Origin of the sequence: Bacillus sp. LJBS17, assembly GCF_019334685.1 — a bacterium.
Taxonomy (GTDB): domain Bacteria; phylum Bacillota; class Bacilli; order Bacillales; family Bacillaceae; genus Bacillus; species Bacillus subtilis.
In genome coordinates, this window is record NZ_CP079759.1 from 2,102,320 (window position 1) to 2,119,001 (window position 16,682).

General features: G+C 43.1%; 11 protein-coding genes and 1 tRNA gene. 3 read left to right on the top strand and 9 right to left on the bottom strand.

All coding sequences use genetic code 11. The annotated features are described in order from the left end of the window. Positions 1 to 234 precede the first annotated feature (234 nt). The 3 genes from dacB to KXZ66_RS10655 all read right to left on the bottom strand — a co-directional run bounded on the left by dacB (position 235) and on the right by KXZ66_RS10655 (position 4,245). Positions 235 to 1,710, bottom strand: a complete 1,476-nt coding sequence (gene dacB / locus KXZ66_RS10645; RefSeq protein ID WP_151870210.1) for a D-alanyl-D-alanine carboxypeptidase/D-alanyl-D-alanine endopeptidase — start codon at positions 1,708 to 1,710, stop codon at positions 235 to 237. Between the two features lie 33 nt (positions 1,711 to 1,743). Next, complete coding sequence (gene galM / locus KXZ66_RS10650; protein ID WP_151870209.1) at positions 1,744 to 2,721, bottom strand: aldose 1-epimerase; 978 nt, start codon at positions 2,719 to 2,721, stop codon at positions 1,744 to 1,746. 132 nt (positions 2,722 to 2,853) lie between these two features. After that, positions 2,854 to 4,245, bottom strand: coding sequence for an MATE family efflux transporter (locus KXZ66_RS10655; RefSeq protein ID WP_004399508.1), 1,392 nt, complete (start codon positions 4,243 to 4,245; stop codon positions 2,854 to 2,856). A gap of 284 nt (positions 4,246 to 4,529) precedes the next feature. Here KXZ66_RS10655 and iseA point away from each other — a divergent pair, with 284 nt between their 5' ends. Then, positions 4,530 to 5,075 (top strand): DL-endopeptidase inhibitor IseA, encoded by a 546-nt coding sequence (gene iseA / locus KXZ66_RS10660; RefSeq protein WP_151870208.1) that lies wholly within the window; start codon positions 4,530 to 4,532, stop codon positions 5,073 to 5,075. 93 nt (positions 5,076 to 5,168) lie between these two features. On the opposite strand, the gene KXZ66_RS10665 is transcribed toward iseA, so the two are convergent. The 3 genes from KXZ66_RS10665 to KXZ66_RS10675 form a co-directional block, all read right to left on the bottom strand. Next, a tRNA-Arg gene (locus tag KXZ66_RS10665) sits at positions 5,169 to 5,241 on the bottom strand. A 52-nt stretch (positions 5,242 to 5,293) separates the two neighbouring features. Then, positions 5,294 to 5,839, bottom strand: a complete 546-nt coding sequence (locus KXZ66_RS10670; protein WP_003231473.1) for a site-specific integrase — start codon at positions 5,837 to 5,839, stop codon at positions 5,294 to 5,296. Between the two features lie 315 nt (positions 5,840 to 6,154). Continuing rightward, positions 6,155 to 6,385: an excisionase family DNA-binding protein gene (locus KXZ66_RS10675; protein WP_003231472.1), complete on the bottom strand. Its 231-nt coding sequence runs from the start codon at positions 6,383 to 6,385 to the stop codon at positions 6,155 to 6,157. A gap of 184 nt (positions 6,386 to 6,569) precedes the next feature. Between KXZ66_RS10675 and ggt the strand changes: the two genes are divergently transcribed. Continuing rightward, positions 6,570 to 8,333, top strand: coding sequence for a gamma-glutamyltransferase (ggt, locus tag KXZ66_RS10680; protein WP_219144539.1), 1,764 nt, complete (start codon positions 6,570 to 6,572; stop codon positions 8,331 to 8,333). Between the two features lie 149 nt (positions 8,334 to 8,482). Here the strand turns inward: ggt and yofA are convergent, their stop codons facing one another. Next, on the bottom strand, positions 8,483 to 9,340 hold the full coding sequence (gene yofA, locus KXZ66_RS10685) for a LysR family transcriptional regulator YofA (RefSeq protein ID WP_219144540.1): 858 nt from the start codon (positions 9,338 to 9,340) through the stop codon (positions 8,483 to 8,485). A 128-nt stretch (positions 9,341 to 9,468) separates the two neighbouring features. Here yofA and KXZ66_RS10690 point away from each other — a divergent pair, with 128 nt between their 5' ends. After that, positions 9,469 to 10,458: a zinc-binding dehydrogenase gene (locus tag KXZ66_RS10690; RefSeq protein WP_219144541.1), complete on the top strand. Its 990-nt coding sequence runs from the start codon at positions 9,469 to 9,471 to the stop codon at positions 10,456 to 10,458. Positions 10,459 to 10,514: 56 nt separating this feature from the next. On the opposite strand, the gene gltD is transcribed toward KXZ66_RS10690, so the two are convergent. Both gltD and gltB read right to left on the bottom strand, forming a co-directional pair. Next, positions 10,515 to 11,996, bottom strand: a complete 1,482-nt coding sequence (gene gltD, locus KXZ66_RS10695) for a glutamate synthase small subunit (RefSeq protein WP_219144542.1) — start codon at positions 11,994 to 11,996, stop codon at positions 10,515 to 10,517. Positions 11,997 to 12,012: 16 nt separating this feature from the next. Continuing rightward, the gene (gene gltB, locus KXZ66_RS10700) at positions 12,013 to 16,575 is read right to left on the bottom strand and encodes a glutamate synthase large subunit (RefSeq protein WP_219144543.1); all 4,563 of its coding nucleotides are present in this window, start codon (positions 16,573 to 16,575) and stop codon (positions 12,013 to 12,015) included. Positions 16,576 to 16,682 lie beyond the last annotated feature (107 nt).

The window sequence follows — 16,682 nt, forward strand, 5'->3', positions numbered from 1 at the left end:
TTTATAACATTTTTTTGAATATAGTATTATTTCTTTATTTTTCGTTTCTTTTTTTATCAAATTTCCGGATATAAAGTGATAAAAGTATTGTTTTACATAAGGTCTTATACACTACTTTTTAATCGGACTAATTTTCTTTTGTGCATGATTCTTCTAATTGTTGGAAGGTTCGACAAAGCGTTATTACAGACATAAAAAAAACCTGTTTTCTCTTGGAAAACAGGTCTGCCGCTATTATTGATTTGCCAAAATGACAGCGATTTGATCCTCAATATCTTTTCCATCCTCTTCATCAATCAATCCATTTAGAAGAATAGAGAAAACAAGTTTTTTTCCGCTCTTTGTTTCTGCGTACCCCGATAGAGAGCTTACCGTACTGAGCGATCCGGTTTTTGCTCTTACTTTTCCTTGTGCAGGAGTGTCTTTCATGCGGTTTCTCAGCGTTCCGCCCACCATTCTGTCAGGATTGCCCGCAACAGGTAAAGAATTTAGATAAGCCGAGAACCAACTCTGATCCTGAATGTCATATAACAGCTGTGAAAGTTGATCTGAGGATACAGCATCAATATGTGAGATTCCTGATCCGTCTCTTAAGACGAGTGATTTAGAATCAACACCAAATTCCGGAAGCGTACTGTTTAACACTTCGAGCCCCTTTTCCCAGCTCCCTTCTCCTTTTTTCACTTTCCCCATCTCTTTTACGAGCACTTCGGCATGTCCGTTATTACTTAATTTCATGAACGGCACAAAAAGTTTCGATAAAGGCATTGAGCGATGAGAGAGCAGCACATCTGAAGAACTAGGTGCTTCACCCGTCTTGATGTCCCCTTTCACAGTAATACCTTGTTTTTTTAGTGACTGCTTAAATAAATCTAAGGCATATCCGGCAGGCTCCCAGACAGAAATCCATTCCTTTGTCTTGTTTGCGTCAACCGGTACGCTCCCTTCAATTGTAATCGTGTTTGTTCCATGCTCTCTTTCGATTGTGAGGTCTTTCTCTGAACCGGCAGCAGTCGTTTCAGCACCGTTCTTTATCGTTATATAATCGGTTTTCGGAGAGATAGACACGGCAGGCTCTTCCCCTTCTTTTTGATTTGGGGTGACCTCAACAATCACAGTGCCTGCATCATAGTCTTCATTCGGAGACGCTGTTAGAGCGGAGATTGGCGCGCCATAATATGTGTATTCATCGCTCCAAGGCATATCAGGTGATAATCGCATGTCATCATGCCACGTATCATCACCGATCAGATTGCCTTTAATTACTTTTACGCCGGAATGTTTCAATTTCTCAGCCATTTTGTCAAAATCAGATGGTAAAAGTGTCGGATCGCCTTTCCCTTTCAAATAAAGGTTACCATTCAGCTTTTTCCCTTTCAGTGTTCCATCCGTCCGGACCTCGGTTGTAAAAGAATAATTCTCGCCAAGGACAGAAAGTGCCGCGGCCGCTGTCAAAAGCTTTAGAGAAGAGGCAGGCCTCATTCGGGTGTCTCCTGAATGTTCATATAGAACAGCACCTGTTTCCGCAGAGCGAACGGTGATGCCGGCCATTGCGCCTTCGAGGGCAGGATGATCAGCTAAAATCTTATCGATCTGCTCGGAAAGTGCATCTTGTTTTTCAGCGGCAAGCGCAGCCTGATGCATATAAGGCACCGAAGCAACGACGAAAAGCAGTAAAACAGCAACATAAAGCTTTATGCTTTTTTTCATTCATTTCCCCGCCTCTCTGCGCTTCATCATTGGCTATTGATGATTCAGTTCAATGGTGATACTGCTTTTAGCTGTCGTTTCTTCTCCCGGCTCCAGCACTTGTAAACCAGTGAGTGACGAAGGTAAATCAAGATTCACTGCGTTTGTCACCCATGTGTAAGGTTCAGGGCATAAATACCCTTGTTTTCCGTCCGCATTGTATACAACCCAATGGTTAAACTGTTCATCTGCCTTATAAATAATGCTGATATGTGCATGCTGATGATAAATGACTGCCTGGTTTTCTCCGTCCCTCTTCTGATAAGAAGATAAAAAGACATCATCCAGCTGCTTGTGGCGCAAATCCATTCCTTCATGCAAAGCTTCTTTATTCGGTACATCCATCAGTTTCCCGGTCGGCAGCAGGCGTTCATCCAACTCCCACTGCTGATCTGCTGTCAGGGAGAATAACGAGCTTTCTGCCGGAAACACAAATGTAGTATGATAACCAATTCCCCAAGGAAACGCTTCCTTTCCTTTGTTCATGACCGTCGCATGTTTAAATAGAGTATTCCCCTTTACCGTGTATGTCATCCGAACGACGGCATGGTGAGGAAATTGCTTATACACATGGGGGAGCTCAGAAAGATCAATTTCTGTTTCAACAATCACTTCTTCATCAGTTTTCTTCGCGGTCACTACGTTCCAATTTTCATGGTAAAGAAACCCATGAAGATGGTTGTGTTTATCCTTCTCGTTGATATCAAAATGATACGTTCTGCCCCGGAAACTGAATGTACCGTCACTTATGCGGTTAGGCGGGAACAGGATTGGAATGCCATACAATGTTGGTGTGTCGTGAAAACTTTCTGCTGTTTCCGGTTCACGCAAAAGCTGGACTTTTGTTTTTTTGTCCACGAGAGAAATGACGTTGCTCCCCCACTCAGGGACAACAATCATTTCTAGATGTTCGTTGCCCGCTTTGATGGCCGGCGTTCCCAAATACGTGATTTTCTCAATAAAGTTTGCCATGTTTACTCAACCTCTCCTTGATTCATTGCTAGTATAAGAATTCAATGTACTGTACCATATTTCCTCCATTTTATATTTTCCCCTATCAAATAAAAAAACACCGTTCAACTTATGAACGGTGTGATTCGGAGGCTATTGGATGAGACGTGTGATTTGTTTCTTTTTCCAGACGAATTGATAATACCCATAAATCAACAGCAAGCTGACGGCAAACGCAGCTGGATAACCAACCCAGACGCCGAGTATTTCAAGCTTTGTATAGTGAGAAAGGACGAAAGCGACAGGCACCTCTACTCCCCAGATTGCAAAAATACTGATGACGGTCGGCCATAAAACTGTTCCGCTTGCCCGCATCGTTGCAGAAATAATTTGGGCATTTCCAAACAGCAAATAACTCCACAATGTAATCATCAAAAGACGGTGTGCAATGTAAAGCGTCTCTTGCTCGGTTAAAAATAACGACAAAATCTGATGTGAAAAAACATAGATCAGTATGATCAGTACGCCGCCAATGATATAATTCAGCCAAATCCCCACGCGAATGACCTGCTTTAAGCGGTCAAACTCGTTTGCCCCAATCGATTGCGCAGCGAAAATAGAAACCGCAATACCAAGGCTGACGGCCGGCATCTGTACATAGCTGGCCACCTGGTTGACCACTCCGTATGCAGCTGTTGCATTAGAGCCGTAATGATTGACGAATGAAATAACCGCTATCTCTGATAATGAGACAAGAATCATATTGATGCTTGCTGGGACCCCAAGACGCAGCAGGAGAACCAGCAGTTCCTTATCCATTTTCAAATAACGACGCACTGTTTTATCAAATTGCAGCGGGTGTTTTCGCTTTCGTAAATACACCATTAACACGAGAAAAGTCGCAATCGTGGAAATGACAGTTGCATATGCCGAGCCGTATATGCCCAGTTTCGGAAAACCAAACATGCCAAGGATTAAAACAGGCAAAAGCGCGATGTTGATGACCGTGCTCACAATCAGCGTATAAAACGGTGTCTTGGAATCTCCTGTTCCGCGCAAAAAGGTAGTATATGCAAAATATAAAAACATAAATGGCATAGCATAAAATAAAATACGTGCATAGTTAGCGCTGACATGAATGACATTTTCAGGCGTGCCCATTAAACGAAGGATATCCAGGGTGAAAATACTGCCGATAACGGCTAACACAACGCCTAATAAAAATGTAAACGTGAGCGTCGTCCCGACAACAGCCTTTAGCCGTTCCTCATTTTTCGCTCCGTAAGCTTGTCCGATCAGAATCGAACTTCCTGAACCGATCCCAATTGTAAATGAGATTAAAAGAAAAAATAACGGGAAAAAGGATGATACAGCTGCCACTGCATCAACACCGAGCCATCTGCCTACAGCCATCATCCCGACTAGCTGGCCGACTGATTGCAGCACATTGCTCAGCAGAAGCGGCACTAAAAAGAGTGACATCGACCGCCAAACTGATGGTTTGCTTTTCTTTTGAGTTACAAGAGGTTCTTGTGATGTTTCCATATTAAAGGACTCCTTTATTTGAAATCGTTTTTAAACATGCCCTCTTTTTGACAAAAACAGGATATGTAACATGTTATTATTCATCACTGCACATATGAAACCCTTCCCGATTCTTCTAATTTTACACATCTTTTTAGCTTATGAAGAATAAACTAGCAAGTAATGGCGTATTTTTTGTGAGTAAAAGAATAAAAAAATAATTTATGCAAAAGTATTGTAATCTACCCGTAATTATTGTAACATTTGTAACATAAGAGAAAGAGATTTTGAAGGAGAGAGCGATAATGAAAAAATGTCTTCTATTTCTAACAACCATTGCACTTATTCTGTCATTAAGCACAAATGCATTTGCGAAAAATACATCAAGCGATTTATCACAAAAACAAGCATTACAGTTGGCATTATCCGCTAGAGAACATTTTTGGAACACCATGAGCGGCCACAATCCGAAGGTGAAAAAAGCAGTTTGCCCATCAGGCACATTCGAGTATCAAAATCTTCAATATGTATACATGTGCAGCGATCTAGGCACTAAAGCAAAAGCGGTGAATTATTTAACTCCTATTTTTACAAAAACAGCAATCGAAAAAGGCTTTAAAGATTATCATTTCACTGTTTCAAAAGGAAAACTTGCTGTTCCAATCGGTGACGGAGACAATCTTTTGAATTGGAAAAAATCAACTGCTAAACTGATCTCTAAAAAAGGCAGCACAATCACATACGAATTTACCGTCCCTACATTAGACGGATCCCCTTCTGCAAAACGGAAAGTGACATTTGTGAAAGAAAATAAAAAATGGAAAGTCAATCAATTTGACGCAGTTATATAAGAAAAACGCCCGGTATAAGCGGGCGTTTTTTATTTGGTTTGCATAAAGAAAGACAACAGGCGAAAAGTGCCTGTTGTCTTTTTGTGAATATAACGCTCTAGGAGAGATTCGAACTCCCGACCTGCAGTTTAGGAAACTGCTGCACTATCCGCTGTGCTACTAGAGCTTTTGGTATTTATATAGTAGCTCTGATGATCAATATTTTCAAGCGATTTGTATTAAAGCCCTCCAAAAACCTTATATGCGGCTCTTGTCGTATCTTCATCAATACCGATATACCGCATTGTAATTGATGGTGATGAATGATTCAGTATTCTCTGCAGCTCGGCGATGTCTTTCGTTCGCTGATAAAAATGATAGCCAAACGTTTTCCGGAGTGTATGCGTCCCTATCTCCTCAAGTCCGCACGCCGCAGCAGCCTCTCTTAAAATTCTGTAGGCCTGAATGCGGGAAATCGGCTTCCTGGTCCGCACTGATTTAAAAAGATATTCGTTTTCCTTCATGTCTTTTGTATACTCGTATATTTCCTGTTTCAGCGATTCTAAAATAAGAATCTTTCTTTTCTTTTTCGTTTTGCTTTCAGTCGCCCATAAATGATCTTTATTTTGAACGTCCTTCACTTGCAGCGGCAGAATATCAGAAATGCGGAGCGCGCTGTTGATGCCGAAGATAAACAGAAAATAATCCCGCTTGTTTTTGTTAAGCAAATACTGTTTGACTTCTTGGATTTTCTCTAGACTGCGAATCGGCTGTACAATATGCATCAAAAAACTCCTTAAAAACCGTTATGTAACGTTTTGAGGTCTATGTTACTATTATAGCTGAAAAACGTTGAATGTCAAAGTGCAGCGGCATTTATGTAACATAATATACATAGTGTTACATAAGCTTTTAAAAAAGCTTCTTCCAACCTTCACCCTATAAAATAAGCTTTAAAGACTCTTATAAAGCTTTTAACCTCTTGGATACTTATCCCCCTACTAATCATCAAAAAACCTCTTAAAACGAAATCTGACACTTCCAATTTTCTGGAGCTCCCGCAAAAATATACAAAAAAAGACACAATTTCAAATTGTGTCCTAATCCTCATCCTTTACATCAATATCTTCCGGGATCGGTTCATTTAATATTTCCTGCACCAGTGCTTTGTAATTCTCCAGCTGTTCGAGATGCGTTTTGAACTGTTCCTTATAAATCAAAAATTGCTCCCCGTCATGAACGGCTCTGATTTTTCCTTCGAGCACCAAGCTTTTAATATAATCCTCTGAAAGATTTGTATATTCTGCTGTTTCTTCAATCGTTAAATACATATAGCAGTCCCTTCTTAATCCGTATGCTGATTCTAATATAGCACATGGCTCATATCAATATAATCAATTTTGCACAGAAAAACGGCTTTATGTACTATATAATATACCATTTGTCACTTGTGAAAACGCTGTAATTTTTTTACGCTAAGATTGTAACAATACAGCTTCATATAGGAGGGAGAACATGAAAAGAACGTGGAACGTCTGTTTAACAGCTCTGCTTAGTGTTCTGTTAGTCGCTGGAAGTGTCCCTTTTCACGCGGAAGCTAAAAAACCGCCCAAAAGCTACGATGAGTACAAACAAGTAGATGTTGGAAAAGACGGCATGGTTGCGACCGCACATCCTCTTGCTTCTGAAATCGGTGCTGATGTGCTGAAAAAAGGAGGAAATGCTATTGACGCAGCGGTTGCCATTCAATTTGCACTCAATGTAACAGAGCCGATGATGTCAGGTATTGGCGGCGGCGGTTTTATGATGGTGTATGACGGAAAAACGAAGGATACAACGATAATCGACAGCCGTGAGCGTGCTCCAGCAGGCGCAACTCCTGATATGTTTCTGGACGAAAACGGCAAAGCAATTCCTTTCTCTGAACGTGTAACAAAAGGTACTGCCGTTGGTGTTCCAGGCACTCTGAAAGGGCTGGAAGAAGCCTTGGATAAATGGGGAACCCGTTCGATGAAGCAATTAATTACCCCTTCTATTAAACTCGCTGAAAAAGGCTTTCCGATTGATTCGGTGTTGGCAGAGGCCATTTCTGATTATCAGGAAAAGCTTTCACGGACTGCCGCAAAAGATGTATTTTTACCAAATGGCGAACCGCTTAAAGAAGGAGATACCCTTATTCAAAAGGATTTGGCTAAAACATTTAAGCTTATTCGCTCCAAAGGCACTGACACTTTTTATAAAGGAAAATTCGCCAAGACGCTTTCTGACACTGTCCAGGATTTCGGCGGATCAATGACAGAAAAAGATTTAGAAAATTACGACATTACGATTGATGAACCGATTTGGGGAGACTATCAAGGCTATCAAATCGCTACTACTCCTCCTCCAAGCTCCGGCGGTATTTTCTTATTGCAAATGCTGAAAATCCTTGATGATTTTAACCTTTCACAATACGATGTCCGCTCATGGGAAAAATATCAGCTGCTTGCTGAAACGATGCATTTGTCATATGCCGACCGTGCGTCTTACGCAGGTGATCCCGAATTTGTTAATGTTCCTCTCAAAGGCCTGCTTCATCCCGATTATATTAAAGAACGCCAGCAATTAATCAACCTAGATCAAGTGAATAAAAAACCGAAAGCCGGTGACCCTTGGAAATACCAAGAAGGATCAGCAAACTATAAACAAGTTGAACAGCCGAAAGACAAAGTAGAAGGCCAAACAACCCACTTTACAGTTGCTGATCGATGGGGAAATGTTGTTTCTTACACAACAACAATCGAACAGCTATTCGGAACGGGTATTATGGTCCCTGATTACGGTGTTATTTTAAACAATGAATTAACGGATTTTGATGCGATACCAGGCGGAGCTAACGAAGTACAGCCAAACAAACGGCCTTTAAGCAGCATGACCCCGACGATTTTATTTAAGGATGACAAGCCTGTCCTCACTGTTGGATCTCCTGGCGGGGCCACAATTATTTCATCCGTTTTGCAAACCATTCTCTACCACATTGAATATGGTATGGAATTAAAAGCAGCTGTTGAAGAGCCGAGAATTTACACAAACAGTATGAGCTCTTACCGTTACGAAGACGGAGTTCCTAAAGATGTCCTCAGCAAGCTGAACGGCATGGGCCACAAATTTGGCACAAGTCCGGTGGATATTGGAAACGTGCAAAGCATATCGATCGACCATGAAAACGGCACCTTTAAAGGTGTAGCTGATTCAAGCAGAAACGGCGCGGCGATCGGCATTAATTTAAAACGTAAATAAATTAAAAAACTGTACTCGCTTCAAATGAGTACAGTTTTTTAATGCAGATCTTTATAACAACGGGCATTGGTAATGCTCTGTATCCCTGATTGCAAGAATGATGACTGCTTCTTTGACAAAATCTTTATTCTGCTAATGCACGTCTATCTTCATCTTTTCATTTCGTTTATCTCATCAAGAAATGTCTGAAACGCACTCGTAATAAAAAAGTCTTTCCTGTATATAAAGACGATCTCTAAGTCTTGATATGCTGGCGGCAGTTTATGAATCCATACATTTGTACGATGCTCGGAGCAGTCAACAGCGGACTTTGGGAGCAGCGCCGTACCCATCCCGGCGGAAACACCTTTTATAATAGCCTCCAATGTGCCAAACTCTATGATTTTTTGATTGTGTATGCCTGCTTCCTCTAGTAATCTTTTGACCCTGTCACGATGAGAACAGCCAGCCCCAAAAAAGAGCATCGGCTGCTGAAGCATGTCTTCTGCCGTCCCTTCTCGTGATGAAATCAAAACTAATTCATCATGGGAGACATGGAGTTGTCTAACTGCAGCGTGCTCAACCGGCCAATATACAAAAGCGCCATCAACTTTATGATCAAGAACCTGTTGAATCAAATGATGCGTATCAGCTGTGTTCACTGATAAATCCACTTCAGGAAAACGCCTGAGGAAGGATGCTGCATGCTCAGGCAGATGCGTTACCGCCGTCGTTTCCAGTGACCCGATCCGCAAAGGCCCTTTTGGTTGCCTGCTCATTCGGGTTGATTTTTCAGCTTGGTCTAACAGCGATAATACTTGATCTGCATATTGTAAAAGATTTTCTCCTGCAGCAGTCAGCTTCATTCCCCGATTCGTTCGATGAAAAAGCCTGATATTCAAATCTTCCTCAAGGTTATGCACTCTGGCTGTCACATTCGACTGAACATAATTCAGCATTTGGGCTGCTTTCGTTATGCTTCCTTCGCGAGCAACAGCCTGAAAAATCTTTAAATCTCCGCTTTCCACGCGCTCTCACCTGCTTGCTATGATGAAAAGTGATATTGGCTATCATATTTGTTCATTTTACTCGAAGAAAACCGCTATGTAAAATATGTAAAGATATGAAAATACAATTCAATGAGGAGGCAGACAGCATGAAAGCTGTAATTCACAACGGAAAAGCCGGTCTTCTGGGGTTATCAGTTCAGGACGTTCCATCAACAAAGCCTGGATACGGAGAGGTAAAGGTTAAATTGAAATCTGCAGGCCTGAATCATCGTGACTTGTTTCTTATGAAAAACAAATCTGAACAAGATCCTCACATAATACTGGGTTCTGACGGCGCGGGTATCATCGAAGAGATTGGTGAAGGCGTGAAAAATGTTACTGTTCAGACAGAAGTAGTCATTTTCCCGACATTGAACTGGGATTTGACAGAGACTGTTCCACCTGTACCTGAGATTCTGGGAGGTCCTTCAGACGGAACACTTGCTGAATATGTGATCATTCCTTCACAAAATGCAATCAAAAAACCTGCTTATTTATCTTGGGAAGAAGCGGGCGTTCTACCTTTATCCGCTTTAACCGCATATCGGGCTCTGTTTACAAAGGGGCAATTAAAAAAAGGCGAGCATCTATTGATACCCGGCATCGGCAGCGGTGTGGCAACCTACGCTTTATTGATGGCTAAAGCGATTGGGGCAACAGTAAGCGTGACCTCCCGCAGTGAGGAGAAAAGAAAAAGGGCGCTGCAATTAGGTGCTGATTACGCATTTGACAGCTACAACAATTGGGATGAGCAGTTGCAGGGAAAAAAGGCGGATGTTGTTCTTGACAGCATAGGACCTGCCCTCTTTTCGGAATACTTCCGCCATGTAAAACCAAATGGCCGTATTGTCAGCTTTGGGGCAAGCTCAGGGGATAATCTCAGTTTTCCGGTGCGTTCTTTATTCTTTCCTCAGGTCAATGTTTTGGGAACCTCGATGGGAAGCGGTGAGGAATTTCACGATATGCTCGCTTTCATTGGCAAACATAAGCTGCGGCCTGTAATTGACCGGATATATCCTTTAGAAAAAGCATGTGAAGCATATAAAAGAATGCAGGAAGGCAGACAGTTTGGAAACATCGGGATCGTAATGGAATAAAAAAAGAAACCGGCTGGCAGCCAGACCGGTTTCTCTTATATGATAATCCCCTTTATTTACGGAAGAACTGAACTCCCCATCAAATATCGATCCACTTCACGCGCCACTTCACGGCCTTCATTAATCGCCCATACGATTAAGCTTTGGCCTCTTCTTGCATCCCCTGCGGCGAATACACCATCGATATTTGTTTGATAATCCCCATATGCTGCACTGATTTTGTTATTTACTGAATCAACTCCGAACTGTTTCAACAGCGGCTGTTCTGTGCCTTCAAAGCCGATAGCGATAAAGACAAGCTGAGCAGACCATACTTTTTCCGTTCCAGGCAGCTCGCGGAACTCGTATTTACCATGCTCATTTTTCACTTTTTCCATTTGGATGGTATGAAGCTCTTTCAGCTTTCCGTTTTTATCCGCGACCATTTTTGTCGTTTGAATGGAGTATTCTCTCGGATCTCTTCCGAATTTTGCTTCTGCTTCCTCGTATGCATATTCAAGCGTAAAGACGTGTGGCTGTTCAGGCCACATATTGTCATTCGTGCGGGCTGGCGGAAGTTTCGGGTGTTTGCCGAATTGGTGCACACTTTTGGCTTTTTGACGCAGAGCGGTAGCCACACAGTCAGCTCCTGTATCTCCGCCTCCGATTACGATGACATCTTTCCCTTTGGCATCAATGAATTGCTTGTCTTTAAAATTAGAATCTAAATAGCTTTTTGTTGCAAGTGTGAGGTAGTCCATCGCGTAATGGACTCCTTTTGAGTCGCGTCCTTCAATTAAGAGGTCCCGCTGTTTTTGAGCGCCTGTGCATAAGATCACAGCATCAAATTGCTCCTTTAGCTCATCAGCTGTAATGTCAACACCGATTTCTGTGTTCGTGACAAAATCAATTCCCTCTTGCGTCAGCAATTTAATTCGGCGTTCTACAATGCCCTTCTCAAGCTTCATGTTTGGAATGCCGTATGTTAAAAGGCCGCCCGCTCTGTCTGCTCTTTCAAAAACAGTGACGGAATGTCCCGCTTGATTCAGCTGGTCAGCACTCGCCAGTCCGGCTGGGCCTGACCCGACGATGGCCACTTTTTTGCCTGTTCGTTTTTTAGGAATTCTAGGTTGAATCCAGCCGTTCTCAAATCCTTTGTCGATAATGGTTCGCTCGATATTTTTAATTGAAACGGCCGGGTCTGAAATCGCTAAAGTGCATGATCCTTCACAAGGAGCGGGACATACCCGCCCTGTGAATTCAGGAAAGTTGTTTGTTTTCATCAGGCGTTCCAATGCTTCCTTCCATCTGCCCCGGTAGACAAGATCATTCCATTCAGGAATTAAGTTGTAAATCGGACAGCCGGATGTAAATCCGTTAATGTCCGCACCGATCTGGCAAAACGGTGTACCGCAATCCATGCACCGCGCCCCCTGCCGTTTCGATGCTTCTTCTGAAAAAGGAGCAGAATATTCTTTCCAATCCTTTAAGCGAGTGAGAGGGTCCCGCTCCGCAGGTTTTTCTCGTTTGATCTCCATAAATCCAGTTGGTTTCCCCATGTTCCTCTCCCCTTCCTTACTGTACTACCGCTTGTTTTTGTCCCGATGCTGCTGTATTCTGCTTTGGCTTCGTGTTGGCCTCAAAAGCGAACATGATGGCTTCTTCATCTGATAAACCTGCAGCTTTTTGCTCTTGGATGCTTGCAAGCATTTGTTTATAGTTTTTCGGAATGACTTTGACGAATTTTTTCACACTGTCTTCCCATTGATCAAGCAAATCTTCTGCTTTTTGGCTGTTTGTATATGCAGTATGTCTTTCAAGCATTGCTTTGATTTGCTGGATTTCTTTCTCGTCCTCTAATGATTCAAATAAAATCATCTCAAGGTTGCATTTGCGTTTAAACGCTTTGACATCTTCGGCCAGTACATAAGCGATTCCGCCGGACATACCTGCCGCAAAGTTTTTGCCTACATCACCGAGAACGACAACGCTGCCGCCAGTCATGTATTCACAGCCGTGGTCGCCAATACCTTCTACAACTACGTTCACACCGCTGTTTCGAACGGCAAAGCGTTCACCAGCACGTCCGTTAATATATGCTTCTCCGCTTGTCGCACCGTAAAAAGCCACGTTGCCGATAATGACATTGTCATCCGAAGCAGAGTTGAATCCTTCTGGTGACTTGACGATGATTTTACCGCCAGAAAGCCCTTTTCCGACGTAATCATTTGAGTCTCCGTCCAAATAAAGCGTCATCCCTTTAGGAACGAAAGCTCCAAAGCTTTGGCCGGCTGATCCGGTAAAGTGCAGCTTGATTGTATCTTCAGGAAGCCCTTCTTCTCCGTAACGCTTTGAGATTTCACTGCCGGTTATCGTTCCGGCTACACGATTTGTATTATTGATTTCAATCGAAATATCAGCTTCTTTTCCAGATTCGATGGCTTCTTGTACAGCCGGGAGAATTGTTGTGATATCAAGCGATTGATCAATTTTATGATTTTGCGGCGATCGGAACGTCCGCACCCCTTCAGGCTGATAAAGAAGTGTAGACAAATCAAGCTGGCTTGCTTTCCAGTGCCCCTTCGCCCGTTCACTTACATGAAGTACATCAGTGCGGCCGATCATTTCATCAAATGTCTTGAAGCCTAACGCAGCCATGTACTCACGAACCTCTTCAGCAATGAACAGCATATAGTTCACAATATGGTCAGGATCCCCCATGAACTTTTTGCGAAGCTCTGGGTTTTGTGTCGCTACACCGACAGGGCATGTATCCAAATGGCAGGCACGCATCATGACACAGCCGAGTACAACTAACGGAGCCGTTGCGAAACCAAATTCTTCGGCGCCGAGCAAGGCAGCCATCACAACGTCGCGGCCCGTCATGAGCTTTCCGTCTGTTTCTAATACAACACGGTCACGAAGTCCGTTCAGCATTAGTGTTTGATGTGCTTCTGCAAGGCCAAGCTCCCACGGAAGCCCTGTATGTTTAATACTGGTTTTCGGAGAAGCGCCTGTACCTCCGTCATAGCCGCTGATCACAATGACATCTGCAGTCGCTTTGGCAACACCTGCAGCGATTGTTCCTACACCTGCTTTTGACACCAGCTTTACGCTGATTCTTGCGTCACGGTTGGCATTTTTCAAATCGTGGATCAGCTGGGCTAAATCCTCAATCGAATAAATGTCATGGTGTGGCGGAGGTGAGATTAATCCGACACCTGGCGTTGACCCGCGGACATCGGCAACCCATGGATATACCTTGTTGCCAGGAAGCTGACCGCCTTCACCCGGCTTAGCACCTTGAGCCATTTTAATCTGCAGCTCATCAGCATTGACGAGGTAATGGCTTTTGACACCAAACCGTCCGGATGCAATTTGTTTGATCGCACTTCTTCTATCATCGCCGTTCTCATCTGGAACAAAGCGTTTGGGATCTTCTCCGCCTTCACCGCTGTTGCTTTTTCCTCCAAGACGGTTCATTGCGATTGCTAAAGCTTCGTGCGCTTCCTTACTCAAGGACCCGAATGACATCGCACCCGTTTTAAAACGTTTGACAATCGATTCAGCGGATTCAACCTCCTCCAACTTCAAAGGCTTGCGGTTTCCGTCAAATGCGAACAAGTTCCGCAAAAATCCGATGCGTTCTTCATCAGCCGCTTTTGTATACTGTTTAAACAGATTGTAATCATTTCTGCGGCACGCCCATTGCAAAGTATGAATCGTTTTCGGATTAAAGGCATGATGCTCTCCGCCATTTCTCCATTGGAAGTCACTTCCCGGTTCAAGCGTTTTGCTGTAATCATCCTGATACGCTTCCCGGTGGCGGCGCTGTGCCTCTTCTGCAATTGTTTGTAAATCGATGCCGCCTAGCTGTGATGCAGTACCTGTGAAATAGCGGTCGATCACATCGCGGCTGATTCCTACCGCTTCAAAGATTTGGGCGCCTCTGTAGCTTTGCACAGTTGAAATTCCCATCTTGGACATCACTTTTACGACGCCCTCAGTAATGCTTTTTCCATATTTGCTGACCGCTTCTTCATAGCTGATATCCAAACGGCCTTCATCAATTTCCTGCTTGTAGGTCGCATAAGCGAGATAAGGGTTAATCGCATCTGCGCCATAACCGATTAACGCTGCAAAGTGATGCACTTCACGTGCTTCTCCCGATTCCACAATAATGCTGACCTTCGTACGCAGCCCTTTGCGGATTAAGTGCTGGTGCAGCGCGCTTACTGCCAGAAGCGGCGGAATTGGTGTCAGTCGTTCGTTCATCTTTTTGTCTGATAAAATTAACAAACTTACGCCTTGGCTGATGGCTTTCTCTGCTTGTGTGAACATGTCCTTTAATCCGCGTTCAAGATCCTCTGAAAACAGCACATCAATTTTTTGGCTTTTTAAATCAGGATGAACAATCGTTTTCAATGCGTAAAACTGTTCATTGGATAAAACAGGTGTATACAGTTTAATCCGGCGAACATTTCGTTCACTTGGATGAAGAAGATCGCCTTCCGCACCGAGCCAAGTCATCGTTGAAGTGACAAGCTGCTCACGAATCGCGTCGATTGGCGGGTTCGTTACTTGTGCAAACAGCTGTTTAAAGTAGTTAAACAGTGATTGCGCTCGGTCAGAAAGTACAGCAAGCGGCGCGTCATTCCCCATTGAACCAAGGGGATCTTTGCCTTCTTTAATAACGGGAATTAGATATTTTTGGATATCCTCATATGTGTATCCGAATGCCTTCTGGCGAGTAAGAAGATCACTAAATTGTTCTTCTTCTCTTGACTCCGGATCAGGATTTACTTGTACAAGCTCTTCTTCAAGCCATTTTTGGTACGGATACTCAGTTGCAATTTGTGTTTTGACTTCCTCATCGGAGATAATACGGCCTTCTTCCAGGTCGATTAAAAGCATTTTCCCAGGCTCAAGGCGGTTTTTATATAAAACGTTCTCCTGTTCAACTTCAATAACGCCTACTTCAGATGAGAAAATAATATAATCATCTTTTGTGACATAATAACGGGCTGGACGGAGACCATTCCGGTCAAGGATTGCCCCGATTTGTTTACCGTCAGTAAATGAAATGGCTGTCGGTCCGTCCCAAGGCTCCATCAGGGAGCTATGGTACTCGTAAAACGCCCTTTTTTCCTTGGACATATGCGTATTTTCCGTCCAAGGCTCTGGAATGAGCATCATTGCCGTATGTGCCGGTTTGCGTCCAGCCATCACAAAAAACTCAAATGCGTTATCCAAAATGGAAGAGTCACTGCCATCAGCATTGAGAATCGGCAAAATCTTGTTTAAGTCCTCACCGAAGCTTTCAGAAACAAATTGCTGCTCACGTGCTCTCATCCAGTTGATATTTCCGCGAAGGGTGTTAATTTCACCGTTGTGAACCAAATAGCGGTTAGGATGCGCTCTTTCCCATGTAGGGAATGTATTGGTACTGAAGCGTGAATGAACAAGCGCAAAAGCAGAAACGAATGCTTCGTCTTGCAGATCAGAATAAAATGCATCAACCTGTTCAGGTGTTAAAAGGCCTTTGTAAACAATGGTCTGGCTTGAAAGACTGGCAAAATAAAAATCAAGACCTTCCGTTACTCCCCAATTTTCAGCCTGTTTACGAATGACATACAATTTTCGTTCAAAAGATAAATTTTCCTTTAGATCAGAATTTGCGCCGATAAATACCTGACGGACAAACGGACAGCTTTTTTGCGCCACTGTTCCGATTTTTCCGACATTTACAGGTACAGTTCTCCATCCAAGAACGACTTGGCCTTCTTGTTCAATCAGTGCATTGATTTGCTTTTCAATTTTTTTTCTTTCATCTTCTTTCTGTGAGAAAAAGACCATTCCTACCCCGTAACGTTCTTTTTCTGGCAGATTGATGTCTTTGCACTCTTTTCTAAAGAAAGCATCAGGGATTTGAACCAGTAAGCCGGCTCCGTCTCCTGTATCCGGATCACTGCCTTGCCCTCCTCTATGGTCTAGCTGGCAAAGCATCTTAAGTCCTTGTTTGACAATGTCGTGAGTCTGCTTGCCCTTTAAGTGTGCATATAGGCCGATTCCGCATGCATCATGTTCAAATTCAGGACGGTAGAGACCTTGAGCTTTTGGCATTTGATTGTACGTCATAATTCCTCTCCCCCGATCAATTTCCGATAATACCGGTCATAAAATCTAACAACTCTATAATCATTGTAGGTTTTCAAAACGATATAAACAATATATAATTTAGATCA

What these genes read in the sequence shown, in the direction of transcription:
- KXZ66_RS10670 (WP_003231473.1), bottom strand. Translation starts at nt 5,839, where the DNA reads ATGCATATTGTACAGCCGATTCGCAGTCTAGAGAAAATCCAAGAAGTC.
- KXZ66_RS10655 (WP_004399508.1), bottom strand. Translation starts at nt 4,245, where the DNA reads ATGGAAACATCACAAGAACCTCTTGTAACTCAAAAGAAAAGCAAACCA.
- ggt (WP_219144539.1), top strand. Translation starts at nt 6,570, where the DNA reads ATGAAAAGAACGTGGAACGTCTGTTTAACAGCTCTGCTTAGTGTTCTG.
- gltB (WP_219144543.1), bottom strand. Translation starts at nt 16,575, where the DNA reads ATGACGTACAATCAAATGCCAAAAGCTCAAGGTCTCTACCGTCCTGAA.
- iseA (WP_151870208.1), top strand. Translation starts at nt 4,530, where the DNA reads ATGAAAAAATGTCTTCTATTTCTAACAACCATTGCACTTATTCTGTCA.
- gltD (WP_219144542.1), bottom strand. Translation starts at nt 11,996, where the DNA reads ATGGGGAAACCAACTGGATTTATGGAGATCAAACGAGAAAAACCTGCG.
- galM (WP_151870209.1), bottom strand. Translation starts at nt 2,721, where the DNA reads ATGGCAAACTTTATTGAGAAAATCACGTATTTGGGAACGCCGGCCATC.
- dacB (WP_151870210.1), bottom strand. Translation starts at nt 1,710, where the DNA reads ATGAAAAAAAGCATAAAGCTTTATGTTGCTGTTTTACTGCTTTTCGTC.
- KXZ66_RS10675 (WP_003231472.1), bottom strand. Translation starts at nt 6,385, where the DNA reads ATGTATTTAACGATTGAAGAAACAGCAGAATATACAAATCTTTCAGAG.
- KXZ66_RS10690 (WP_219144541.1), top strand. Translation starts at nt 9,469, where the DNA reads ATGAAAGCTGTAATTCACAACGGAAAAGCCGGTCTTCTGGGGTTATCA.